This is a genomic window from Vibrio neonatus (genome assembly GCF_024346975.1).
Taxonomy (GTDB): Bacteria; Pseudomonadota; Gammaproteobacteria; order Enterobacterales; family Vibrionaceae; genus Vibrio; species Vibrio neonatus.
The window spans coordinates 1-23455 of sequence record NZ_AP024885.1; the positions used below are offsets into that span (position 1 = coordinate 1).

Sequence of the window (23455 nt, forward strand, 5' to 3'; positions counted from 1 at the left end):
GTGTCATCTTCGCTTTGGACTCAATGTTTGCAGCAACTTCAAGAAGAGCTTCCTGCAACCGAATTCAGCATGTGGGTACGACCACTGCAAGCTGAGTTAAGCGGTAATACGCTTACTTTATTCGCCCCAAACCGATTTGTGTTGGATTGGGTACGCGATAAGTACATCAATAGCATCAATCGTCACCTGCAAGAATTCTGTGATAACGATATTCCTAGCCTTAGATTTGAGGTGGGAAGTAAACCTGTTTCTGCGCCAACTCCTGTGAAAAAAACCGCAGCGGATGTTGCTGCTGAGTTTTCAGCACCGGCGCAACTTGCTAGACGCAGACCTGTGCATAAGACTTGGGATAACGATAGTGATGTTTCTGATATCACTTACCGTTCTAACGTCAATGTTAAGCATCGCTTTAATAACTTTGTTGAAGGTAAATCTAACCAACTTGGTTTAGCGGCAGCTCGACAAGTGTCGGATAATCCTGGAGCCGCATACAACCCACTGTTTTTATATGGTGGAACAGGTTTAGGTAAAACGCACTTATTGCACGCAGTAGGTAACGCCATTGTTGATAACAAGCCAAACGCGAAAGTGGTGTATATGCACTCTGAGCGTTTTGTTCAGGATATGGTTAAGGCATTACAAAACAATGCCATTGAAGAATTTAAACGTTACTACCGCAGTGTAGATGCGCTATTAATCGATGATATTCAGTTCTTTGCTAATAAAGAGCGTTCTCAAGAAGAGTTTTTCCATACCTTTAATGCATTATTAGAAGGTAATCAGCAAATTATTCTTACTTCAGATCGTTATCCAAAAGAGATTAACGGCGTTGAAGATCGCTTAAAATCTCGTTTTGGCTGGGGACTGACAGTTGCTATCGAACCACCTGAACTAGAAACGCGCGTCGCTATCTTAATGAAGAAAGCAGAAGATCATCAAATTCATCTTGCTGATGAAGTGGCGTTCTTTATTGCTAAGCGTCTGCGTTCTAATGTTCGTGAGTTAGAGGGTGCGTTGAACCGTGTTATTGCAAATGCCAATTTCACTGGTCGCCCAATTACTATCGATTTTGTTCGAGAAGCGCTACGTGACTTGTTAGCTCTGCAAGAGAAGCTGGTTACTATTGATAATATTCAAAAGACTGTCGCTGAATATTACAAAATTAAAGTCGCTGATCTATTGTCTAAGCGTCGCTCACGTTCTGTTGCTCGTCCACGTCAATTGGCGATGGCTCTGGCTAAAGAACTGACCAACCATAGCTTGCCAGAAATCGGTGATGCATTTGGTGGGCGTGATCATACTACGGTGTTACATGCATGCCGTAAGATAGAGCAGCTTCGAGAAGAGAGTCACGATATTAAAGAAGACTACTCGAATCTAATCCGTACACTTTCATCGTAATAGGTTATTAATAGAAAATGAAATTCACTATTAATCGTCAGCATCTTATTAAGCCACTACAACAAGTTTCTGGTGCGTTAGCGGGTCGTCCTGCACTGCCTATTTTAGGTAACGTGCTACTTAAAGTGGATAATGGCATCTTATCGATGACCGCAACTGACCTTGAAGTTGAGCTGATCAGCCAAGTACAGCTGGAAAACGATTTTGAACCGGGGAGCGTGACCGTTCCTTCGCGTAAGTTCTTTGATATTTGTCGTGGTCTTCCTGACAATGCCGACATTTCGTTGTCATTAGATGCAGAGCGAGTCATTGTTCGTTCTGGTCGTAGTCGTTTTTCTTTAGCAACTTTGCCCGCTATCGACTTCCCTAATATCGAAGATTGGCAATCAGATATCGAATTAACTCTGACGCAAGGCCACCTGCGCTCTTTGATAGAGAAGACTCAGTTCTCTATGGCCAATCAGGATGTGCGTTATTACCTAAATGGTATGTTGTTTGATATTGATGGTAATACATTGCGCTCTGTCGCCACTGATGGTCACCGTATGGCGGTATCAGAGACCACATTAGCGGACAGCTATTCTCAGCAACAAGTGATTATCCCACGTAAGGGTGTACTTGAGCTGATGAAAATTTTAGACCAACCTGAAGAAGCGGTAAGCTTGTTGATTGGTTCTTCAAACATTCGAGTGAGCGTGGCGAATTTTGTCTTCACTTCGAAGCTCGTTGATGGTCGTTTCCCCGATTATCGCCGCGTAATGCCGCAAAACACCACTAAAACGGTGATTGCTGAGTGTGATGACTTACGTCAAGCATTCTCGCGAGCGGCTATTTTATCGAATGAAAAATTCCGTGGGGTAAGGGTTAACCTTTCTAGCGGGACGATGCAAATTACCGCCAACAACCCTGAGCAAGAAGAAGCACAAGAGGTGGTTGATGTTGACTATCAAGGTGATGACTTAGAAATCGGCTTTAACGTAAGCTACGTGCTAGATGTACTAAATGCGGTACGTTGTGAAAAAGTGTCTATTTCTATGTCAGACGCAAATGCCAGTGCCTTGATTGAGAATGCTGAAGATTCAAGCGCTCAATACGTGGTAATGCCGATCCGTCTATAACGGTATGCCTCTTAGTCGTCTCATAATAAAACAGTTTAGAAATATAGAAGCCTGCGACATTAGTCCGTCGTCAGGCTTCAATTTTCTGATTGGCGCTAACGGAAGCGGAAAAACCAGTCTTCTTGAAGCTGTATATCTTCTGGGTCATGGACGCTCTTTTAAAAGCTCCATCACTGGGCGAATTATTCAGCATCAATGTGATGAGCTATTCGTACACGGAAGATTGCAAAACTCTCAACAATTTGAGCTTCCTCTTGGTATTAATAAGCGTCGTGATGGTACAACAGAGGTTAAAATATCCGGTGAGTCTGGTCAGAAATTAGCTGAACTGGCTAAAGTATTGCCTTTACAGCTTATTCATCCAGAAGGCTTTGATCTGCTGACAGATGGCCCTAAGCATCGCCGCGCCTTTATTGATTGGGGTGTTTTTCACTGTGAACCTCAATTTTATGAGGCATGGGGGCGAGTAAAACGGCTGAATAAACAGCGAAATGCTCTGTTAAAAACAGCGACCAGTTATCGAGAGTTAAGTTATTGGGATCAAGAACTGGCTAAGCTTGCCGAAATGATTTCCAATTGGCGCGCTGAATACGTCGCACAACTTAAAGAAGTGGCAGAGCCTTTGTGCCGAGATTTTCTGTCCGAATTTGACGTTTCGATCTCCTTCTACCAAGGCTGGGAGAGAGGGGCTGATTATGCTCAATTATTAGAGAAAAATTTCGAGAGAGATCAGCACCTTGGCTATACTTTTAGTGGCCCAAATAAAGCTGACCTAAAAATCAGAGTAAACGGTACTCCAGTAGAAGATATCTTATCTCGTGGACAACTTAAATTATTAGTATGTGCGCTTAGAGTTGCACAAGGTCAACACCTAACAAAACTCACAGAAAAGCAGTGTATATATCTAATAGATGACTTTGCATCAGAGCTTGATAGTCAACGCAGAGCACGCTTAGCAGACTGTTTGAAGGAAACTGGAGCACAAGTATTTGTAAGCTCTATTACAGAAAGCCAAATTGCTGAAATGAACAGCGAAAATAGCAAGATGTTTCATGTGGAACGTGGCAAAATAGAGTTAGTAAAATAAGGGACTGACAGTATGTATTGTCCCCCAATGTAGCAGAGCAAATTATACTAATTTGACCAAAAATAGAGATTTGAACAAATGAGGGCGATAAACCCCTCAAATTATAAATTTAAGTCCTAAAGCGCTACCTCAAGTGCTAGGGTGTTTTTAACCCCTTAGCGTAGTAGAACATATTCAATATAGATGGCTATTATCACGACTTGCTAGCTCACCATTTGGTTGAGAGCAATATGGATGATTAATAGGCCCAAATAGAGAGTAACTCATGGCAGAAAATTACGATTCATCGAGTATTAAAGTACTAAAAGGTCTAGATGCGGTTCGTAAGCGTCCAGGTATGTACATAGGTGATACAGACGACGGAACAGGTCTTCACCACATGGTATTCGAGGTAGTGGATAACTCTATAGATGAAGCGTTGGCAGGTCACTGTAACGATATCATAGTAACTATCCATGACGACGATTCAGTTTCTGTTCGAGATGACGGTCGCGGTATTCCGACTGAATTGCACGAAGAAGAGCAAGTTTCCGCAGCAGAGGTTATCATGACCGTTCTGCACGCTGGCGGTAAATTTGACGACAACTCTTATAAAGTGTCGGGTGGTCTTCACGGTGTAGGTGTTTCAGTTGTAAACGCACTGTCTAAGAAAGTTACCTTGACCATTCATCGTGGCGGTAAAATTCACACTCAAACCTATAAGCATGGTGAGCCTCAAGCGCCACTAAAAGCGGTTGGTGATACAGATAAAACGGGTACTGAAATTCGTTTCTGGCCAAGTGAAGAAACTTTCTCAAATATTGAGTTCTACTATGACATCTTAGCGAAACGACTGCGTGAACTGTCGTTCTTGAACTCAGGTGTATCAATCAACTTAGTTGATGAGCGCGTAGAAGATAAATCTGATCACTTCATGTTTGAAGGTGGTATCAAAGCGTTCGTTGAACATCTAAACACCAATAAAACACCAATCATCCAGAAGATTTTCTATTTTGATATTGAGCGTGAAGATGGCATTACTGTTGAAGTAGCCATGCAGTGGAACGATGGTTTCCAAGAAAACATCTACTGCTTTACTAACAACATTCCACAACGCGATGGCGGTACTCACTTAGCGGGTTTCCGTTCTGCACTAACGCGTACTTTGAATACCTTTATGGATAAAGAAGGTTTTTCTAAGAAAGCGAAAGCAGCAACTTCTGGTGATGATGCTCGCGAAGGTTTGACTGCGGTTGTTTCCGTTAAAGTTCCAGATCCTAAATTCTCAAGCCAAACTAAAGACAAGCTAGTTTCATCTGAAGTGAAATCAGCGGTTGAGTCTGCAATGGGTGAGAAACTGTCTGAGTTCCTTGTAGAAAACCCAGGCGAAGCAAAAATCGTGTGTGGCAAAATCATTGATGCAGCGCGCGCTCGTGAAGCGGCTCGTAAAGCACGTGAAATGACTCGTCGTAAAGGCGCATTAGATTTAGCCGGTCTGCCGGGTAAACTTGCAGATTGCCAAGAAAAAGATCCAGCCCACTCTGAACTATACATAGTGGAAGGGGACTCAGCGGGCGGTAGTGCGAAGCAAGGCCGTAACCGTAAGAACCAAGCGATTCTTCCTCTTAAAGGTAAAATCCTAAACGTTGAGAAAGCACGTTTTGATAAAATGCTGTCTTCTCAAGAAGTGGCAACCTTAATTACGGCACTTGGCTGTGGTATTGGTCGTGACGAATACAACCCAGAAAAACTGCGTTACCACAACATCATCATCATGACCGATGCCGATGTGGATGGTTCTCACATCCGTACGCTACTACTGACCTTCTTCTACCGTCAAATGCCAGAGCTTATTGAGCGTGGCTACATCTACATTGCTCAGCCACCACTTTACAAAGTGAAGAAAGGTAAACAAGAGCAATACATTAAAGATGAAGACGCAATGACTCAGTATCAAACTGCTTTGGCGTTAGATAATGCAGCATTATTTGTAAACCCTGAAGCGCCTGCGCTTTCTGGTGCACCTCTAGAAGCATTGGTTACTCAGTTTAACCAAGCGACTAAATTGGTAGAGCGTATGGCTCGTCAATTACCAAAAGCCTTGGTTGAAGAGTTCATTTACGTTCCTCGCCTAACGGCTGAGCAGTGTCAAGATGAAGCAGCTGTAACGGCTTGGGGTGAGCGTTTGATTGCTCAACTAAATACTAAAGAAGTGGGCGCAAGCCAGTACAGCTTGGAAGTTGAAAAACACCAAGAGCTGAACGTTTGTCTTCCGAAAGTTGTTGTGCGTACTCACGGTGTTCACTACGAATATCTAATTAGCTTAGAGCTACTTGCAACTAAAGAGTACGACAAGTTAGCGACGCTTTCTGATGCTCTAGATGGGCTATTAGAAGAAGGTGCTTTTGTGAAACGTGGCGAGCGTACTGCGCAAGTTTCGACTTTCCTAGAAGTGCTTGAATGGCTAACGAAAGAGTCTCGTCGTGGTCTATCACTACAACGTTACAAAGGTCTAGGTGAAATGAACCCTGATCAACTTTGGGAAACCACAATGGACCCAGATACTCGTCGTATGATGCAAGTTACCATTGATGATGCTGTAAGCTCTGATCTATTGTTCACCACTTTGATGGGTGATCATGTAGAACCTCGTCGTCGCTTCATCGAAGACAATGCACTGAAAGTAGCTAACCTAGACGTATAATTTATATGCGTCACTCTGTTAGGTAAAAAGCCAGACAGAGTGTGAGTTAAGCCAGTGAATCAATAAGCACTGCCTATTTTTAGGTGGTGCTTTTTTTTGGATGAGAAAAAAAGATTTTAAAATTTTTTTAGAAAAAACCTTGAAACAGAGGTTGTCCATCCTTATATCTAGATGTGAAGAGGATGCCTGATGGGTCTTCTGAACCGCTTTACTCGCTTCGCTCTTTTAGAGGAAGGACAGTAGAAAGCACACAACTTAACTTTGTTGAAACCATGTCCTTGATGGAATGGAAACAACACCCTTAATCCGCCACTCTGGGTTAAGGCTATTGCTAATGAATAGGATAGTATTATGAGAACTGTAGATTTCACTCCTTTGTACCGCAACGCTATTGGCTTCGATCGTCTATTAAACATGATGGAGTCTTCTTCTGCCAAAAATGCTTCAGCGGGATACCCTCCATACAACATCGAACAGCAAGATGAAAACAACTACCGTATTACTATGGCTGTTGCTGGATTTGCTGATGATCAGCTAGATATTACGCAAAAAGAAAACGTACTGATTGTGCGTGGTGAACGCCAAGCTGAAGAAGGCAAAACCTACATTTACCAAGGTATTGCTGAGCGTGATTTTGAACGTAAATTCCAATTGGCTGATTACGTGAAAGTAGTAGGTGCTACTATGGAAAATGGTTTATTGCACATTGATTTACAACGAGAAATCCCTGAAGCAATGCAACCTCGTAAAATTGCGATTAATGGTAGCAAACTCATTGAGGGCAACACCGACTCTGCCAAATAATGAGTAATTGAACAAAGCAGTGAAAGAGCGCCAATGGCGCTCTTTTTTAGTTTAGAGATAGGCTTTCTTTACTTCTTCAGCAATAATTTTAATGCCACTTTGCATATCTTGATCGTTTTGCACATAGTTCATTCTTAAACACTGTTTTGAATGTGGCCACTCTTCTTCTTGTCCAAAAAAGAAATATTCTCCGGGAACAATCAGTACCCCACGAGCTTTTAGACGTTTATACAATTCCATGGTCGTAATCGGCAATTCATCAAACCAAAGCCATAGGAATATAGCGCCTTCGGGTTTATGAATGCGGAATCTAGGATCGGTGATTTCAGATTGCAGTAGAGAAATAGCTTGCGCTGATTTGTGCTGATAGAAAGGCTTGATTACCTCATCGCTCAATCTTAATAGATCATTTGATTCAATCATGTGCTGAGCAACCGTTGGTCCAATACTTCCCGGTGCTAAACCAATAATGCCGTTGATATTGGTGAGGGCTTGGGTTATTTCCTCATTGGCTATGACGATGCCACATCTTACGCCGGGTAATCCTAGTTTTGATAAGCTCATGCAAAGAATAGTGTTGTCGTTCCAAAAAGGGGTAGCATGTTCAAAGACGATATTAGGAAAAGGTGTGCCGTAGGCGTTGTCTAAAATTAACGGAATATTATGCTGTTTTGCCAGTTTATCTAGCTTATACACTTCTTCATCAGTGAGTAAATTTCCGGTTGGGTTGGTCGGTCTAGAAGCACAAATAGCGGCCACAGAGTCATCGATTTTTATTTGTGAGAAATCTACGTGGTATTTAAATTGCTGATTTTCTAGCAGCTCAATTTCAGGTTTATAAGACACAAAGATATCGTCCTGAATACCTGAATCGCAATACCCTATGTATTCAGGCGCGAGTGGTAATAGAATTTTCTTATGCGAGCCGTCAGGTTGCTTTCCTGCCAACAGATTAAATAGATAGAAAAAGGCGCTTTGGCTACCGTTGGTTAAAGAGATATTTTTTTCACTAATATCCCAATCGTAGGTTTCTTTTAGTAAGGCGGCCAGTCCGCTGACAAATGTATCTTTACCTTGTGGTCCATCATAGTTGGCCATGGCGGCGACTAGTTCACCACTGGTAAGCATTTGGCGGGTAATATCAGAGAAATAATCCAACATTTCAGGTATTGCTGCAGGGTTTCCGCCACCTAGCATTAGAGCTCCAGGCGTGCGTAAACCATCATTTAAATCACCCATTAGCTGAGTAATCCCTGAGTTTCGGTTAAATTTTTCTCCGAATGCTGAATAAGTATTTTCTGAAGACATATAAGGCCCTAATTCTTTCTAAATCAGTATAGGAAAGAGATCAACATTAGCCTAGTAGACGGGGAATACTCAATAGTTTAATGAGTATTTATAATAAAAAGCCCAGCCGGAGCTGGGCTTGATAAGATTATTTCTGCAGAAGAGAAATATCGGCAATTTGTAGGAATAAATTGCGCAGCTTGTTCAGTAGCGTTAAGCGGTTCTTTTTCAGAGCTTCGTCATCGGCCATAACCATAACGTTGTCAAAGAATGCATCAACAGGCTCACGTAAATCAGCCAGTTTGCTTAGTGCTTGCTGGTAGTCACCTGTGGCGAAAGCAGGTTCAAGTGCTTCAGCCATGACTTCAACGTTTTCAGCCAGTGCTTTCTCTGCATCTTCTTGAAGAAGAGCAAGATCGATTTCTTCAGCTAATTCGCCATCAAACTTAGCAAGGATATTACCTACACGTTTGTTCGCGGCAGCCAATGCAGTTGCCGCTTCTAGACCACGGAAGTGAGATACCGCTTTAACACGTTGGTCAAAATCAGCAGGTTTAGTTGGGCGACGAGCCAATACCGCTTGGATAATATCAATGCTGAAGCCAGCATCTTGATACCAAGAACGGAAACGACCTAGCATGAAATCAAGTACGTCGGCTTCTACGTTTTGGTTAGTCAGTTTATCGCCTAGCTGTGCTTTTGCTTCGTGGATCAGGTCAACAAGGTCTAGCTTGTAGCCATTTTCTACGATGATACGTAGCACACCTAGTGATGCACGACGTAGTGCAAATGGGTCAGAACCTTTTGGTGCTTGACCAATGCCGAAGATACCAACAATAGTATCTAGCTTGTCAGCCATAGCTACAGCAGAAGAAATACCAGTGCTTGGCAAATCATCCCCAGCAAAACGAGGCATGTATTGCTCGTAAAGTGCTAGAGCCACTTCTTTATCTTCGCCGTCATGAGTTGCGTAGTGCATGCCCATAACACCTTGAGTATCGGTAAATTCGAATACCATAGAAGTCATTAGGTCACATTTAGCCAGTAGACCAGCACGCGTGGTTTTTTCTACGTCAGCGTCGATTTGCTTAGCAATGTAACCGGCTAGAGCTGTGATGCGATCGGTTTTATCTTTGATAGTACCCAGTTGTTTTTGGAAAACAGCTTGTTCTAGTTCAGGAAGACGATCGATCAAAGGACGTTTACGGTCGGTATTAAAGAAGAACTCCGCATCCGCTAGACGAGGACGAACCACTTTTTCGTTACCTTCAATAACTTGACGAGGGTCTTTAGATTCGATGTTAGAAACAAAGATAAAGTTAGGCAGTAGCTTTTTGTTTTCGTCATAAACAGGGAAGTACTTTTGGTCACCTTTCATGGTGTAAACCAAAGCTTCAGAAGGCACTTTTAAGAACTCTTCTTCAAACTTCGCTGTCAGTACCACTGGCCATTCTACCAAAGAGGTGACTTCTTCAACTAGATCGTCTTCTAGGTCAGCAACACCGCCAACCGCTGCCGCGGCTTTTTTAGAATCAGCTAGGATAATTGCTTTACGTGCTTCGTAATCTGCCATTACTTTACCGCGCTCTTCTAAAATAGCAGGGTATTGATCGGCTGAATCGATAGTAAACTCTTGCTCACCCATGAAGCGGTGACCACGAATAGTACGACCGGATGCAACGCCAAGGATCTTACCTTCGATAAGCTCATCACCAAGCAGTACCGTCAGTGTTTTTACTGGGCGGATAAAGTGAATGTCTGAGTCGCCCCAACGCATTACTTTAGGGATAGGCAGTCCAGTTAGCGCTTTAGCCGCGATATCTAGAACCAATTCTTGAACTGGCTTGCCTTTTACTTCTTGTTTGAAAAGAAGCCATTCGCCTTTGTCTGTTTTAAGACGCTCAGCTTGCTCAACAGAAATACCGTTGCCGCGAGCCCAGCCTTGAGCAGCTTTAGTTGGGTTGCCGTCAGCATCAAATGCCACCGAAATTGCAGGGCCACGTTTCTCAACCACTTTGTCTGCTTGGCCTTCAGCCAGGCTAGTCACTTTAAGTGCTAAACGACGAGGTGCTGCGTACCATTTTACGCCTTCGTGAGAAAGCTCAGCCGCTTTAAGACCTGCTTCAAAGTTAGAAGCAAACGCTTCTGCTAGAGAACGAAGTGCTGTTGGTGGTAGCTCTTCGGTACCCAGTTCAATTAGAAAATTCTTCGCCATGATTATTTGTCCTCGTTCTTAGCTACAGGTCGACACATAGGGAAGCCAAGAGCTTCACGTGACGCGTAGTACGCCTCTGCAACTGCTTTAGTCAGATCGCGAATACGAAGGATATAACGTTGACGCTCTGTTACTGAGATAGCTTTACGTGCATCAAGTAGGTTGAATGCGTGACCAGCTTTAAGAATACGTTCATAAGCAGGAAGTGGTAATGGCTTGTCTAGTGCCAATAGCTCTTTACACTCTTTTTCACACTGCTCGAAGAAACCAAATAGGAAGTCCACATCAGCGTGTTCAAAGTTGTAAGTGGATTGCTCAACTTCGTTTTGGTGGAAAATATCACCGTAAGTGACTTTAGAGCCATCGGGTGCAACGTTCCAAGTTAGGTCGTAAACAGAGTCTACTTCTTGAATGTACATTGCTAGACGTTCGATACCGTAAGTGATTTCGCCAGTAACAGGCTTACACTCTAGGCCGCCAACTTGCTGGAAGTAAGTAAACTGGGTTACTTCCATGCCGTTTAGCCAAACTTCCCAACCAAGACCCCAAGCACCCAAAGTTGGGTTTTCCCAGTTGTCTTCTACGAAACGAATATCGTGAACCAGTGGATCGATACCAAGCACTTCAAGAGAGCCAAGGTACAACTCTTGGATGTTATCCGGAGAAGGTTTAAGAGCTACTTGGAATTGATAGTAATGCTGCAGGCGGTTTGGGTTCTCACCGTAACGTCCGTCAGTTGGACGACGTGAAGGTTGAACGTATGCCGTTGACATTGGCTCTGGGCCAAGTGCACGCAGACACGTCATTGGGTGAGAGGTGCCGGCACCTACTTCCATATCTAGCGGTTGAACAATAGTACATCCGTTTTGAGCCCAATAATCCTGCAGCGCGAGGATCATTCCCTGGAAGGTTTTGATATCGTATTTATGCATAGTCGTTTCGCGCGATTCTTTTGTCTGAATATGAAATAACTTTGAATTATACCCAGATATTAAGATGGGGAGTAGTGAAAAAACCGTCAATTCACGTATCGAGAACAAGACAAATGCAAAATAGACCCTCTAGCTTTCATGGTTTGCAGAATATAGTGAAATCTATACCGCTCATTTTGTGGCAACGATTAATGGTAAAACAGAGAGAGTGCAGAGCTAAAATAAGTCAGCATCTTAGTTGCATAGCAATTGATTGATGTATAAAATCCACACCATCTTTGGGGAGTAGCTTACCGAGACTGCAAGTCCGGTTCGTCCGTCAACATAATTGATGCAAAATCATCATGGCGTTCGAGACTCTTTGTTTAGCAAGACCTTAGATAAGAATCGCTATCCTTGGTGGGAGAGTGACCCTTATCTATCGTTTGTTATCTCCCACCTAAAGAGAGTCTTTTGAGCGTTCTAGCCATTTCTATCACGACGGTTTCTTTAGCTGAAATTGGGGATAAAACCCAACTTCTCGCCCTCCTATTAGCCAGTCGATACCGTAAGCCTTTGCCTATCATAGCCGCTATATTTTTAGCGACCGTTGCTAATCATGCTGTGGCAGCTTGGTTGGGAGTATTGGTTTCCGACTTATTAAATCCTGACGTTCTGAAATGGGTTTTGGTAGTCAGCTTTACGCTGATGGCATTGTGGATTTTGATTCCAGATAAGTTAGATAGCAATGAGTCTATTTCTAATAAAGGCCCTTTTGTGGCGAGCTTTATTGCTTTCTTTGTCGCCGAAATAGGCGATAAAACCCAAATTGCTACCTCAATACTAGGCGCAAAGTTTCCCGATGCATTATGGATGGTGATATTAGGAACAACCGTAGGGATGTTATTAGCGAATGTGCCTGTGGTCATGATTGGCAAGTTGTCTGCTGAGCGATTGCCTTTGGTGCTTATCCGTAGAGTCACGGCTGCGCTTTTTATGCTGATGGCGGTAAGCGCAGCGATCTATTGATTGGATAGGCTTAAGCCAGCCCTTTTTTAATCAAATATTGAAATGGGGTGGTATCTGTTTTCTCTGCGATGAGTTGATGATCCATAAAACGGCAAAAGCTTGGAATATCACGCACTGTTGAAGGGTCATCGGCTTTTACGAGTAAAACTTCACCTTCTTGCATGGTGCGGATGGTTTTTCTTACCATCATTACAGGCTCTGGGCAGCGCAATCCTTCAGCCTCTAAAACTTGGCTGGCAACTTCTGGATTAAAAGACATGGTTTTCTCTCCCAAAAAATGAGACAGCGATCATACTTAAGTATAAAAAATATTCAATATTTACTTGGGCTGTCGCTGAGAGAGTAAACCACGACTTTAACTTGTACTTTACAGCGCGATAGCATTTTGCCTTATTTAGCGGTTCTTTCTATTTCTATTATGGCTAAACACGATTTCGCTAAACTGATACTATGCGCAATGACGCTTTATCTGTATTGAGGTTAAATGGAACTAGAAGAAATTTATCGTCGCGATCTTAACTTACTAATTGCCTTGCGAGTGTTAGTCGAAGAAGGCAGCGTGAGTCGGGCGGCAATTAGACTTAATTTGAGCCAATCGGCAATGAGTCGTGTATTAGGTCGTTTGCGAGATTTACTCAATGATCCGCTATTTACGCGCAATGGACAAAACCTCATTGCGACAGAAAAAGCCTTACAGATTAATGAGCAAATTCAGTTCCCACTAGAAGCCATTCGAGAATTGCTGACACCAACGGATTTTGATCCCTCGCAGTGCTCACAAAGGTTTGTTGTCGCTACTACTGATTACGCTATGCAGACCATCTTGCCGTTTGCCTTATCCAAAATTTACGATTTAGCGCCTAATATCTCATTAGATTTTCAGCCATTACAGCATGACAATATTTATCATCAGTTGACCGCCGAAAGAGTGGATATGGCGATTTGCCGTCCGGTTTCGGAAATAGCGCCTTTACGTCGAGAAGTGTTAGGTAAAGTAGGGGTTACATGCCTTGTTTCTAAAAATCATCCTTTGGCGGATGAAGTGTTATCTTTGCAGGACTTTTTGACTTTGCCACACGCAATGATTGCGATCAGTGATGGCGTGAAGTCGTTAATTGATGAGAGCTTGCTGGCGCACGGCAACATGAATTTAGTGCTACGTGCTTATCACTTGGAAGCGGCTCTTGCCATTGTTGATCGTTTGCCACTGGTAATTACAGTACCAGCTGATATCGCTTATTTGGTGGCAGAGAGACATAATTTAGTGGTTAAAGCGTTACCGTTTGAGTTTATAGCGTTTGATTATTCACTGATTTGGCATTCAAGATGCGATACTTCGCCTGCGCAAAAATGGCTACGGGCGGTATTAAAAAGTGAGTGTGGAAGATTAATTGAAAAGCGGGTAATGGATATGGGGCTAGAGTAAGCCAGCAGATGACTCCGCTGGCTCATAGATTGCTGCCCCCAGCAAACTAACTTACTTTAATCACGACACGACCGGTAATTTGACCATTAGTAATGTCGTTAGCTGCCTGAATCGCATCTTCTAGGTTAATCAGCTTAGTCGCTTGTTCGTAGAATGATGCAGGTAGCAATTCAACGAGACGTTGCCATGCTTGGATGCGTTTTTCTCTTGGGCACATAACTGAGTCAACACCTTGCAGGCGAACGTTACGTAGGATAAACGGCATTACGGTAGTAGGAAGATCGAAGCCGCCGGCTAGACCACATGCAGCTACAACACCGTTGTAGTTAGTTTGAGTCAGCACTTTAGCCAATACTTTACTACCAACAGTATCGACTGCTGCAGCCCAAAGTTGACGCTCTAGTGGTTTTGCTGGTTCTTCTAGTTCAGCACGCTCAACGATGCGTGATGCGCCTAAGCTTTTTAGAAGCTCGCCATTTTGTGATGAACGACCTGTTACTGCCGCGACTGAGTAACCCAGTTGGCTTAGTAGAGTGACAGCTACGCTACCTACACCACCACTTGCGCCTGTTACTAGCACTTCGCCGTCTTCAGGTTTTACGCCGCCATCAACGATAGCTTGCACACAAAGCATTGCAGTAAAGCCCGCTGTACCTACACTCATTGCTTGTTGGCCAGAAAGACCATCAACTAAAGGAACTAACCAGTCACCTTTAAGACGTGCTTTCTCAGACATACCACCCCAATGATTTTCACCGACACCCCAGCCAGTAAGAACCACTTTGTCACCTGCTTGATAACGATCATCTTCAGATGTAGTTACAGTACCGACTAAGTCGATACCAGGAACCATAGGGAAGTTACGAATGATTTTGCCTTTACCTGTAATAGCAAGGCCATCTTTATAGTTTAGAGATGTATAGTCTACAGCGACCTCTACATTACCCTCTGGTAATAGTGACTCATCAATTTGCTCAATTGCTGCAAAGGTTTTTTTATCTTCTTGGTTTAGAACAAGTGCTTTGAACATCAGTTACTCCAAAGGGGTTATGTATTTGATTGCCAGTAAGTCTAGATAACAATTTCGAATAAAAAAAATGATTTGTCATCATTCTAACTATGCATCAAACGCATTAATTGCAGGAAAGATATGATTTTGTAGTTGGAAAGCCACCTCTAGATGCTATAGATAAAGCGTAAGAGGTGGCTCATAAAAGGTAGGGTTATGGCCTTTCAAAAATAGTTGCTATCCCTTGCCCTAAGCCAATGCACATGGTGGCTAGGCCATATTTGGCATCTTTGCTTTCCATCAAATTAATTAAAGTGGTGGAGATTCGTGTGCCAGAACAACCAAGAGGATGACCTAGAGCAATCGCGCCACCATTTAAGTTTACCTTGTCATCAATAACGTCCAGTAACCCCAGATCTTTAGCCACAGGCAGTGCTTGAGCGGCAAAGGCTTCATTGAGTTCAATCACATCCATATCTTCGATAGTGAGTCCGGCGCGTTGCAACGCTTTTTTAGTGGCGGGCACTGGGCCATACCCCATAGTTGCAGGGTCGCATCCGGCAATTGCCATGGATTTTACTTTGGCTCGTACACTTAACCCAAGTTGTTGTGCTTTTTCTTCGCTCATGATCAGCATAGCGGATGCGCCATCAGAGAGGGCAGAAGAAGAGCCGGCGGTAACGGTACCATTGGCTGGGTCAAATACCGGTCTTAATTGTGATAAACCTGCAACCGTAGTTTCAGGGCGAATCACTTCATCGTAGTCCAGTGAAATAAGAGAGCCATCGGCAGCATGAGCTTGGGTGGCATAGATTTCTGATTTGAACGCCCCGTCTAAAGTGGCTTTGTGAGCTCTGGCGTGGGAGCGAGCGGCAAACTCATCTTGTTGCTCTCTTGCAATGCCATGCAGTTTGCCAAGCATTTCTGCGGTTAGTCCCATCATGCCGGAAGCTTTGGCGATACTTTTTCCAAGCCCATCATGGAAGTCGACTCCGTGATTCATGGGTACGTGTCCCATATGTTCCACACCGCCCACGATACAAATATCAGCGTCACCCACCATAATAGAGCGGCTCGCATCGTGCAGAGCTTGCATTGACGAGCCACACAATCTATTCACTGTTACAGCGCCGACTTCAACGGGAAGGCCCGCCAATAAAGAGGCATTTCGAGCTACATTAAATCCTTGCTCTAAGGTTTGTTGTACACAGCCCCAGTAAATATCTTCAATTTGGCTCGCATTTACCGCTGGGTTTCTTTTTAACAAGCCTTTCATCAGGTGTGCCGAGAGATCTTCGGCGCGAGTATGACGAAAAGCACCACCTTTAGAGCGTCCCATTGGTGTACGGATGCAATCAACAATTACGACATTTTTCATTTCTTATTCCTCTTATTGATTACAAGCTGGTGGATTGTTGGTTGGCGTAAAAGCTATCGCCGGAGCTCGCCATGCTGTACAGCAATTGCGGTGCTTTATAGAGAGCGCCGAGTGACTGATATTTTTCACACAGAGCAAGGTAATTATTGATGCCTAAGCTATCTAGATAACGGAACACACCACCCCTAAATGGCGGAAAGCCTAAGCCATAAACTAGCGCCATATCCGCTTCTTGTGGTGAGGCGATAATGTTTTCTTCAAGGCAGAGCACCACTTCATTGATCATTGGAATCATCATGCGTTGAATTAATTCTTCATCACTGAATGTTTGCTGCGGTGCTTTTAGTGCTTGTAAGCACTTTAGAACATCAGGGTTAAAGGTTTTCTTTGGTTTTCCTTTTCTATCCGGCTGATATTCGTAGAAGCCAGCGCCATTTTTTTGTCCGTAGTGTTTTTCTGCAAATAACAGGTCTATAGCGTCGGTGCCTTGCTTCGCCATACGTTTAGGGAAGCCCTCAGCCATTACTTTTTGCGCATGATGCGCGGTATCTAGCCCTACCACATCCAACAGATAAGCCGGTCCCATTGGCCAGCCAAATTGACGCTCCATGACTTTATCTATGTGTTGGAAATCAGCGCCATCATTAACTAACTGGCTAAATCCATTGAAGTAGGGGAATAAAACGCGGTTTACAAAGAAGCCGGGACAATCATTGACCACTATCGGCGATTTACCCATTTGCGCGGCGTAAGCTACAACTCTATTGATGGTATCTTCTGAGGTTTTTTCTCCACGAATAATTTCGACTAAAGGCATACGGTGCACAGGATTAAAGAAATGCATGCCACAGAAGTTTTCTGGTCTTTGTAAAGATTGCGCCAGTAGGTTGATAGGGATAGTACTGGTGTTGGAAGTAATAACGGCGTCAGGGCTAGTGTATTGCTCCACCTCAGCTAGCACGCTAGCTTTAATCTTCGGGTTTTCAACTACTGCTTCGATGATGACATCGGCTTGTTCAATACCAGCGTAGTGCAAACTTGGAGTAATAGAGGTAAGCACCTTAGCCACTTTTTGTGCTTTGATGCGCCCGCGCTCCAATCGTGCATTGAGCAATTTTGACGCCTCCTCTAGCCCCAAATCAAGGGAAGGTTGAGCAATATCCTTCATTAATACTGGAACATCTTTTAACGCGGATTGATAAGCAATACCTCCGCCCATAATACCTGCGCCAAGCACTCCGGCACGTAGCGTGGGCTTGGTGGAGGCTTTAGCGGCTTTTTTCGCTAGCCCTTTTATGTATTGGTCATTAAGGAATAATCCCACTAAAGACGTTGCTACTTCGGTTTGGGTTAGGGTGATAAAGTTTTCTCGCTCAATATCAAGAGCTTCATCTCGGGCAAAACCTGCGGCCTGTTCGATAGTTTTAACGGCCATCATAGGGGCAGGGTAGTGTGGACCTGCTTTTTGAGCGACCAATCCTTTGGCGGTAGTAAAGCTCATTATGGCTTCTAGCTTGGCAAGCTTTAACGGTGCCGTTTTATTATGGCGACGCTCTTGCCAATCAATAACGCCTTGATTGGCATCTTTGATCAGTGCAACCGCAGAGCTAAACAATGCATCAGTGTCTACTATGGCATCAATTAAACCAATCTTGAGTAGCTTATCGGCACGCTTTGAGCTTCCGGCAGTGATAATTTCCATTGCGTTATCAGCGCCCACTAAGCGGGGCAGTCGCACTGTTCCACCAAAGCCGGGCATGATGCCAAGTTTTGTTTCGGGTAGACCGATATTGGCGGTTTTATCAGCCAAGCGAAAATCGGTGGCTAGAATGGCCTCACAACCGCCGCCAAGTGCATGACCTTTGATAATAGAGATAGTAGGAACAGGAAGGTCTTCAAGATTATTGAAGATGGAGTTGGCAAATAGTAGCCATTGATCAAGCTCTTGTTTAGGTTTAGCAAACAACCCAAGAAACTCGGTAATATCAGCTCCCACAATAAAGGCATCTTTGTCACTTGTGACGATGACACCTGCTAGGTTCTCAACCTGTTGTGTAGCTTTAATCCCTGCATCTAATGCGGAAAGGGTTTTCAGATCGAGCTTATTAACTGAGTTATCCCCACAAAAGCATATCTCTACTATGCCATCTTGGTGTTCTTTGACCGTGAGGGTCTCTGCTTGATAGATCATCCGTGTTCTCCATAAATCGAGTCAGCCTAATGGCGAGACAGTATTGTGGTATGACCAGTTAAGTTTGACTATCAAATGCGTAAATATCAATACATTTATTTAACATTTCGTCAACAATGTGTTGTGTGTGCCACTATTAATTGAAAGTGCTTCTCGTGATAAACTGTTTCAATTACCTCAAAATGCGCAGATCTAATGAACGTCTCTCCTTATTTAACACCGGCTAAATCAATGGTTTTTGAAGAAGAAATCAAGAAGAGTCAGTTTATTACCTACTTAGCTCACACTCCGTCCATTGAAGCGGCCAAAGCATTTGTAGATGAAATAAAGGCGAAACATAATGACGCGAGACATAATTGCTGGGCGTTTGTTGCTGGTCGTCCTGAAGATTCAATGAAGTGGGGCTTTAGTGATGATGGTGAGCCGTCTGGCACAGCAGGGAAACCTATCCTTGCTCAACTAACCGGATCTGGCGTAGGGGAGATCACTGCCGTTGTAACCCGTTATTATGGAGGCATTCGTTTAGGTACGGGTGGCTTGGTAAAGGCATATGGTGGCGGAGTGCAACAGGCATTAAAGCTACTCGAAACCATCGAGAAGAAGATTACTACTCAGTTAATCGTAGAAGTAGACTACTCTCTCATATCATTAACTCAGTCTATTATGGCGCAGTATGGTGCAGTGGAAATAGATGCTACTTATGATATTAGCGCTAAACTGACCGTGGAGATTGAAGTTCTGCATGAAAGCGACTTTATTCTGACTATGACTAATAAAACCGGGGCGAGAGCCTTAATTTCAAGGATGAGCTAACCCTAGTATGCAGTTTCGTTCCATTATTCGAATAGTAGGTCTGCTACTCGCACTCTTTAGTGTCTCTATGTTAGCGCCTGCGGGTGTTGCTCTCATCTATAGAGATGGTGCGGGTGTTCCCTTCGTCGTGACCTTCATCATCTTACTTATTTGTGGTTTTGCTTGTTGGTTTCCTAACCGTCGCCAAAAGCGAGACTTAAAAGCCCGAGATGGCTTTTTGATTGTTGTATTATTCTGGACGGTTATCGGCAGTGCAGGCTCATTGCCTTTTCTACTGGTAAATAGTGCCTCTGTTAGTGTCGCCGATGCCTTTTTTGAATCATTCTCTGCTTTGACCACAACAGGGGCTACGGTTCTTGTTGGCTTAGATGATTTACCTAAAGCAATCCTCTTTTATAGACAGTTTCTACAATGGTTTGGCGGAATGGGGATCATTGTATTAGCGGTAGCTATTTTACCTATGCTTGGCATTGGTGGTATGCAGCTATATAGAGCCGAAATCCCGGGTCCAGTAAAAGACAGTAAAATGACCCCAAGGATAGCTGAGACTGCTAAAGCACTTTGGTACATCTACCTTAGTCTGACGGTTGCTTGTGCGATTGCCTTCTGGCTAGCAGGAATGACCTTCTTTGATGCAATAGGGCATAGCTTCTCTACGATTGCTATCGGTGGCTTCTCTACTCACGATGCCAGCATGGCGTATTTTGATAGCTACGCGATTAATATGATCACCGTCGTCTTCTTATTAATCTCTGCTTGTAACTACTCTTTGCACTTTGCTGCATTTGCCTCTGGTGGGGTGCATCCTAAGTACTATTTAAAAGACCCAGAATTTAGAGCCTTCATTTTTATTCAAGTCATGCTATTCCTGATCTGCTTTTTGGTGTTACTAAACCATCACAGTTATGACACCTATTACGAAGCGTTTGACCAAGCACTGTTCCAAAGTGTTTCTATTTCAACAACCGCAGGCTTTACCACCACCGGTTTTGCGCAGTGGCCTCTATTTCTACCTATGTTATTACTGTTTTCATCTTTCATTGGGGGATGTGCAGGCTCTACCGGTGGTGGGATGAAAGTCATCAGAATATTGTTGCTTACGTTGCAGGGCTTTAGAGAGTTAAAGCGATTGGTTCACCCGCGAGCGGTGTTCACCATAAAATTGGGCAGCAAAGCTCTACCTTCTAAGGTTATTGATGCAGTGTGGGGTTTCTTCTCGGCGTATGCGTTGGTCTTCGTCATATGTATGTTGGCATTAATAGCAACAGGTATGGATGAGCTCACCGCATTTTCTGCTGTCGCCTCAACCTTAAATAACCTCGGCCCTGGATTGGGTGAGGTATCTCTGCATTACGGTGACATTAGCGATTCTGCAAAATGGGTGTTGGTGATCTCTATGTTGTTTGGTCGATTAGAAGTATTCACCTTATTAATTTTATTTACTCCAGCGTTTTGGAAAAATTAGGGAAAGAACATTGAAAAAGGCGGCATTGCTGTATTCCACGAGTGACGGTCAAACAAAAAAGATTTTGGCCCACATAGAAAGTGAATTAGAAGGGTTTACCTGCGAATCATTTGATATCTCTTTAGTGAACACTATCGACCTGTTAGCTTTTGATCGCGTCGTCATCGGTGCATCTATTCGTTATGGGCATTTAAATAAGAAGCTTTACCAGTTTATTGAAAAGCACTTAGTGCAATTGCAGCAGAGCAATGCAGCGTTCTTTTGTGTCAACTTAACCGCAAGAAAAGAAGAGCAAGGCAAGGACACCCCAGAAGGAAGTGCGTATATCAAAACCTTCCTTAAAAAATCACCTTGGCAGCCAAAGCTGATTGGCGTGTTTGCCGGAGCGCTTCTTTATCCTAGATATAACTTCTTAGACAAATTTATGATTCGTTTAATTATGTCTATGACTGGGGGAGAAACGGATACCACTAAAGAGGTCGAGTACACCAACTGGCAAAAGGTCTCTTTATTTAGCCAAAAAGTCGCAAAAATGGATGGAAATTAATCGTTTTTAAAAGCTGTTGTCGCAAAATTAACCGAACAGAATTTAATTATAAAAAAACCTTAAAAAACGCTTGCCAACGTGACGCAGGTCTCTATAATGCGCCCCACTGACACGGCAACAGCGACAACGCTTCGCAGTGATTCAGTCGGCAAATTAGCTGAACCATTTGAGTTTAACTTCTCTTAGAAAATAAATTCAAAAAAGTGTTTGACACTACGGTTCAAAACGCTAGAATAGCCGTCCACTTGAGAGGTAAGCCTCGATAGTGTGCTCTTTAACAATTTAAACCTATCAATCTGTGTGGGCACTCGTTGATGATAATCGAAAAGATTTATCAATGAACTGAGTGACCAATACAATGATTTTTAATCATTGGCACAGTCAATTCATTATCGTTCTGTTGGAACGATAATAGCTTTAGAATTACTTCTTTATTTATAAAGAAAGAGTTTTGAAGTCAGTATTCATTGAGCCGGTCGCAAGACCAAAAAAAACTTTAATTGAAGAGTTTGATCATGGCTCAGATTGAACGCTGGCGGCAGGCCTAACACATGCAAGTCGAGCGGAAACGAGTTATCTGAACCTTCGGGGAACGATAACGGCGTCGAGCGGCGGACGGGTGAGTAATGCCTGGGAAATTGCCCTGATGTGGGGGATAACTATTGGAAACGATAGCTAATACCGCATAACGTCTACGGACCAAAGAGGGGGACCTTCGGGCCTCTCGCTTCAGGATATGCCCAGGTGGGATTAGCTAGTTGGTGAGGTAATGGCTCACCAAGGCGACGATCCCTAGCTGGTCTGAGAGGATGATCAGCCACACTGGAACTGAGACACGGTCCAGACTCCTACGGGAGGCAGCAGTGGGGAATATTGCACAATGGGCGCAAGCCTGATGCAGCCATGCCGCGTGTATGAAGAAGGCCTTCGGGTTGTAAAGTACTTTCAGTCGTGAGGAAGGCAATACAGTTAATAGCTGTGTTGTTTGACGTTAGCGACAGAAGAAGCACCGGCTAACTCCGTGCCAGCAGCCGCGGTAATACGGAGGGTGCGAGCGTTAATCGGAATTACTGGGCGTAAAGCGCATGCAGGTGGTTTGTTAAGTCAGATGTGAAAGCCCGGGGCTCAACCTCGGAACCGCATTTGAAACTGGCAGGCTAGAGTACTGTAGAGGGGGGTAGAATTTCAGGTGTAGCGGTGAAATGCGTAGAGATCTGAAGGAATACCAGTGGCGAAGGCGGCCCCCTGGACAGATACTGACACTCAGATGCGAAAGCGTGGGGAGCAAACAGGATTAGATACCCTGGTAGTCCACGCCGTAAACGATGTCTACTTGGAGGTTGTGGCCTTGAGCCGTGGCTTTCGGAGCTAACGCGTTAAGTAGACCGCCTGGGGAGTACGGTCGCAAGATTAAAACTCAAATGAATTGACGGGGGCCCGCACAAGCGGTGGAGCATGTGGTTTAATTCGATGCAACGCGAAGAACCTTACCTACTCTTGACATCCAGAGAACTTTTCAGAGATGAATTGGTGCCTTCGGGAACTCTGAGACAGGTGCTGCATGGCTGTCGTCAGCTCGTGTTGTGAAATGTTGGGTTAAGTCCCGCAACGAGCGCAACCCTTATCCTTGTTTGCCAGCACGTAATGGTGGGAACTCCAGGGAGACTGCCGGTGATAAACCGGAGGAAGGTGGGGACGACGTCAAGTCATCATGGCCCTTACGAGTAGGGCTACACACGTGCTACAATGGCGCATACAGAGGGCGGCCAACCAGCGATGGTGAGCGAATCCCAAAAAGTGCGTCGTAGTCCGGATTGGAGTCTGCAACTCGACTCCATGAAGTCGGAATCGCTAGTAATCGTAGATCAGAATGCTACGGTGAATACGTTCCCGGGCCTTGTACACACCGCCCGTCACACCATGGGAGTGGGCTGCAAAAGAAGTGGGTAGTTTAACCTTCGGGAGGACGCTCACCACTTTGTGGTTCATGACTGGGGTGAAGTCGTAACAAGGTAGCCCTAGGGGAACCTGGGGCTGGATCACCTCCTTATACGATGATTATTCACGATGAGTGTCCACACAGATTGATAT

At 44.1% G+C, this 23455-nt stretch carries 17 protein-coding genes, 1 rRNA gene and 1 riboswitch; of the genes, 11 read left to right on the top strand and 7 right to left on the bottom strand.

Going from position 1 to position 23455, the window contains the following annotated elements; genetic code table 11:
- From dnaA to OCU38_RS00025, 5 genes are all read left to right on the top strand, one after another.
- The gene (gene dnaA / locus OCU38_RS00005; RefSeq protein WP_040891091.1) at positions 1-1401 is read left to right on the top strand and encodes a chromosomal replication initiator protein DnaA; all 1401 of its coding nucleotides are present in this window, start codon (positions 1-3) and stop codon (positions 1399-1401) included.
- 17 nt (positions 1402-1418) lie between these two features.
- Positions 1419-2519 (top strand): DNA polymerase III subunit beta, encoded by a 1101-nt coding sequence (gene dnaN / locus OCU38_RS00010; RefSeq protein ID WP_261823308.1) that lies wholly within the window; start codon positions 1419-1421, stop codon positions 2517-2519.
- A 4-nt stretch (positions 2520-2523) separates the two neighbouring features.
- The gene (gene recF / locus OCU38_RS00015) at positions 2524-3606 is read left to right on the top strand and encodes a DNA replication/repair protein RecF (RefSeq protein WP_152822778.1); all 1083 of its coding nucleotides are present in this window, start codon (positions 2524-2526) and stop codon (positions 3604-3606) included.
- 265 nt (positions 3607-3871) lie between these two features.
- On the top strand, positions 3872-6289 hold the full coding sequence (gene gyrB, locus OCU38_RS00020) for a DNA topoisomerase (ATP-hydrolyzing) subunit B (protein ID WP_261823309.1): 2418 nt from the start codon (positions 3872-3874) through the stop codon (positions 6287-6289).
- 351 nt (positions 6290-6640) lie between these two features.
- The gene (locus OCU38_RS00025) at positions 6641-7093 is read left to right on the top strand and encodes an Hsp20 family protein (RefSeq protein WP_261823310.1); all 453 of its coding nucleotides are present in this window, start codon (positions 6641-6643) and stop codon (positions 7091-7093) included.
- A 51-nt stretch (positions 7094-7144) separates the two neighbouring features.
- On the opposite strand, the gene OCU38_RS00030 is transcribed toward OCU38_RS00025, so the two are convergent.
- The 3 genes from OCU38_RS00030 to glyQ all read right to left on the bottom strand — a co-directional run bounded on the left by OCU38_RS00030 (position 7145) and on the right by glyQ (position 11527).
- Positions 7145-8401, bottom strand: a complete 1257-nt coding sequence (locus tag OCU38_RS00030) for a valine--pyruvate transaminase (RefSeq protein WP_261823311.1) — start codon at positions 8399-8401, stop codon at positions 7145-7147.
- A gap of 127 nt (positions 8402-8528) precedes the next feature.
- Positions 8529-10595 (bottom strand): glycine--tRNA ligase subunit beta, encoded by a 2067-nt coding sequence (gene glyS / locus OCU38_RS00035; protein ID WP_261823312.1) that lies wholly within the window; start codon positions 10593-10595, stop codon positions 8529-8531.
- A 2-nt stretch (positions 10596-10597) separates the two neighbouring features.
- Positions 10598-11527: a glycine--tRNA ligase subunit alpha gene (glyQ, locus tag OCU38_RS00040; protein WP_021714783.1), complete on the bottom strand. Its 930-nt coding sequence runs from the start codon at positions 11525-11527 to the stop codon at positions 10598-10600.
- Positions 11528-11795: 268 nt separating this feature from the next.
- A riboswitch (yybP-ykoY riboswitch) is annotated at positions 11796-11978 on the top strand.
- A 2-nt stretch (positions 11979-11980) separates the two neighbouring features.
- Here glyQ and OCU38_RS00045 point away from each other — a divergent pair.
- Positions 11981-12535 (top strand): TMEM165/GDT1 family protein, encoded by a 555-nt coding sequence (locus OCU38_RS00045; RefSeq protein ID WP_261823313.1) that lies wholly within the window; start codon positions 11981-11983, stop codon positions 12533-12535.
- Between the two features lie 10 nt (positions 12536-12545).
- Here the strand turns inward: OCU38_RS00045 and tusA are convergent, their stop codons facing one another.
- Positions 12546-12794 carry a sulfurtransferase TusA gene (gene tusA, locus OCU38_RS00050; protein WP_261823314.1) on the bottom strand — a complete coding sequence of 83 codons (249 nt, stop codon included), beginning with the start codon at positions 12792-12794 and terminating at the stop codon, positions 12546-12548.
- 225 nt (positions 12795-13019) lie between these two features.
- Here tusA and OCU38_RS00055 point away from each other — a divergent pair, with 225 nt between their 5' ends.
- Positions 13020-13961 (top strand): LysR family transcriptional regulator, encoded by a 942-nt coding sequence (locus OCU38_RS00055; protein WP_261823315.1) that lies wholly within the window; start codon positions 13020-13022, stop codon positions 13959-13961.
- Between the two features lie 46 nt (positions 13962-14007).
- On the opposite strand, the gene acuI is transcribed toward OCU38_RS00055, so the two are convergent.
- The 3 genes from acuI to fadB form a co-directional block, all read right to left on the bottom strand.
- Positions 14008-14991: an acrylyl-CoA reductase (NADPH) gene (gene acuI / locus OCU38_RS00060; RefSeq protein WP_261823316.1), complete on the bottom strand. Its 984-nt coding sequence runs from the start codon at positions 14989-14991 to the stop codon at positions 14008-14010.
- Positions 14992-15184: 193 nt separating this feature from the next.
- Entirely contained in the window at positions 15185-16348 is a 1164-nt protein-coding gene (gene fadA / locus OCU38_RS00065; protein ID WP_261823317.1) for an acetyl-CoA C-acyltransferase FadA, read from the bottom strand.
- A 19-nt stretch (positions 16349-16367) separates the two neighbouring features.
- Complete coding sequence (gene fadB / locus OCU38_RS00070; RefSeq protein ID WP_261823318.1) at positions 16368-18539, bottom strand: fatty acid oxidation complex subunit alpha FadB; 2172 nt, start codon at positions 18537-18539, stop codon at positions 16368-16370.
- A gap of 195 nt (positions 18540-18734) precedes the next feature.
- On the opposite strand from fadB, the gene OCU38_RS00075 reads away from it, so the two are divergent.
- The 4 genes from OCU38_RS00075 to OCU38_RS00090 all read left to right on the top strand — a co-directional run bounded on the left by OCU38_RS00075 (position 18735) and on the right by OCU38_RS00090 (position 23414).
- Positions 18735-19352, top strand: coding sequence for a YigZ family protein (locus OCU38_RS00075; protein ID WP_261823319.1), 618 nt, complete (start codon positions 18735-18737; stop codon positions 19350-19352).
- Positions 19353-19359: 7 nt separating this feature from the next.
- Positions 19360-20817 carry a TrkH family potassium uptake protein gene (locus tag OCU38_RS00080; protein WP_261823320.1) on the top strand — a complete coding sequence of 486 codons (1458 nt, stop codon included), beginning with the start codon at positions 19360-19362 and terminating at the stop codon, positions 20815-20817.
- Positions 20818-20827: 10 nt separating this feature from the next.
- Positions 20828-21364 (top strand): menaquinone-dependent protoporphyrinogen IX dehydrogenase, encoded by a 537-nt coding sequence (gene hemG, locus OCU38_RS00085; protein WP_261823321.1) that lies wholly within the window; start codon positions 20828-20830, stop codon positions 21362-21364.
- Positions 21365-21861: 497 nt separating this feature from the next.
- Positions 21862-23414, top strand: a 16S ribosomal RNA gene (locus tag OCU38_RS00090).
- The last annotated feature ends 41 nt before the right edge of the window (positions 23415-23455 follow it).

Bases quoted from the DNA above. Each gene is read 5' to 3' on its own strand.
- tusA (WP_261823314.1), bottom strand. From the start codon at position 12,794: ATGTCTTTTAATCCAGAAGTTGCCAGCCAAGTTTTAGAGGCTGAAGGA.
- glyS (WP_261823312.1), bottom strand. From the start codon at position 10,595: ATGGCGAAGAATTTTCTAATTGAACTGGGTACCGAAGAGCTACCACCA.
- OCU38_RS00075 (WP_261823319.1), top strand. From the start codon at position 18,735: ATGAACGTCTCTCCTTATTTAACACCGGCTAAATCAATGGTTTTTGAA.
- dnaN (WP_261823308.1), top strand. From the start codon at position 1,419: ATGAAATTCACTATTAATCGTCAGCATCTTATTAAGCCACTACAACAA.
- OCU38_RS00055 (WP_261823315.1), top strand. From the start codon at position 13,020: ATGGAACTAGAAGAAATTTATCGTCGCGATCTTAACTTACTAATTGCC.
- fadB (WP_261823318.1), bottom strand. From the start codon at position 18,539: ATGATCTATCAAGCAGAGACCCTCACGGTCAAAGAACACCAAGATGGC.
- OCU38_RS00080 (WP_261823320.1), top strand. From the start codon at position 19,360: ATGCAGTTTCGTTCCATTATTCGAATAGTAGGTCTGCTACTCGCACTC.
- OCU38_RS00030 (WP_261823311.1), bottom strand. From the start codon at position 8,401: ATGTCTTCAGAAAATACTTATTCAGCATTCGGAGAAAAATTTAACCGA.
- recF (WP_152822778.1), top strand. From the start codon at position 2,524: ATGCCTCTTAGTCGTCTCATAATAAAACAGTTTAGAAATATAGAAGCC.
- glyQ (WP_021714783.1), bottom strand. From the start codon at position 11,527: ATGCATAAATACGATATCAAAACCTTCCAGGGAATGATCCTCGCGCTG.
- acuI (WP_261823316.1), bottom strand. From the start codon at position 14,991: ATGTTCAAAGCACTTGTTCTAAACCAAGAAGATAAAAAAACCTTTGCA.
- gyrB (WP_261823309.1), top strand. From the start codon at position 3,872: ATGGCAGAAAATTACGATTCATCGAGTATTAAAGTACTAAAAGGTCTA.
- OCU38_RS00025 (WP_261823310.1), top strand. From the start codon at position 6,641: ATGAGAACTGTAGATTTCACTCCTTTGTACCGCAACGCTATTGGCTTC.
- fadA (WP_261823317.1), bottom strand. From the start codon at position 16,348: ATGAAAAATGTCGTAATTGTTGATTGCATCCGTACACCAATGGGACGC.